The organism is Vibrio sp. 10N.222.48.A3, from assembly GCF_041475345.1.
Classification (GTDB): Bacteria; Pseudomonadota; Gammaproteobacteria; order Enterobacterales; family Vibrionaceae; genus Vibrio; species Vibrio tasmaniensis_A.
The window spans coordinates 1100-2248 of the sequence record NZ_JBFRVX010001284.1 but is presented as its reverse complement, the minus strand read 5'-3'; the positions used below and the strand labels follow the sequence as shown (position 1 = coordinate 2248).

The window sequence follows — 1149 nt, the reverse complement described above, 5'->3', positions numbered from 1 at the left end:
CGGTTTTGATTCGGTTTTTATTGGCGAAAATAGTTTTTCAAAGGCTGATTTAAGACGCAGCTCGGTCCTTTTAGGTCTAGGTATAAGTCGTATGATTCATTGAAAAAATACGATGTCTCTATTGTCATTTATTGTGCCTGAAGCGTACTTGCGCCCTACTTCTAGATTAGCCGAATGTAATTACACGTATCGGCAAATCAAGAGCGGCTTAAAGTGTTCAGTGTTTCTCCCGTTGCTTGCTTCACGAAGTTATGGGTTTTCAATCGGCAGCGGCCGTCGACGATTTAAGTCACACGGCAACGAGACGTGAAGAACTATCATGAAATGCCTGAAAGAAGGGTGTCACTAGCTAACTTGTCGGGTGACACCGCATTACATCATGGAGTAAGGTGCTTGTTATGGTGCTCTGTTGAAATTAGTTAGAGCAAATGATTACTTGTCGGAACGTTCCCCTATGACCACCTCGGCTCAAAGACGTGAAGAGATCCTTCACTACATTCAAACTCACCAAAAAGGTGAAGTTAACCATTTTTCGGAACTGTACAATGTTTCAGAGGTTACGATTCGCAATGACCTTAACTATCTAGAAAAGAAAGGCTGTTTAAAAAGGTGTTATGGCGGTGCTGTGCTCAATAATCAGTTTGCCTTTGAGCGACCACTCAATGATAAAAAGCAGCTCAACAACAATACTAAAGCGAAGCTAGGAGAGTATGCAGCATCACTGATTGTAGACGGTGACAAAGTCATTCTTGATTCAGGCTCGACTACAGAGCAAATTGCTTATCATCTGGAAGGGAAGCAAGATTTGGTTGTTATGACTAACGGTATTAACATCGCTTACCATCTTGCTAATCAAAGTAATGTATCAGTTATGGTCACGGGGGGAACTATGCGTGACAATTCTTACTCGGTACATGGGACAGGCGGCGAGGACTTTTTGACGGTTTTTCGATTCAACAAATTGTTCTTAGGGGTTGATGGTTTTGACAAGACATCTGGCATTACAACTCCTCATCAAGGTGAAGCAAACATCAATCGAAAAATGCTTGAAGCAGCACAAACTGTGATTGCAGTGACAGACTCATCGAAGTTTGATCGCCATAGCTTTTGTCTGATTGCTAGTCCTGAGCAGATCAACATGCTAATCAC

Annotated in this window: 1 protein-coding gene; it reads left to right on the top strand. The window is 42.2% G+C overall.

Going from position 1 to position 1149, the window contains the following annotated elements; translation table 11 throughout:
• Nucleotides 1-454: 454 nt before the first annotated feature.
• Nucleotides 455-1149, top strand: a 695-nt coding sequence (gene agaR, locus AB4653_RS25715) for a transcriptional repressor AgaR (RefSeq protein WP_372105644.1), incomplete at its 3' end; no start/stop codon positions are given.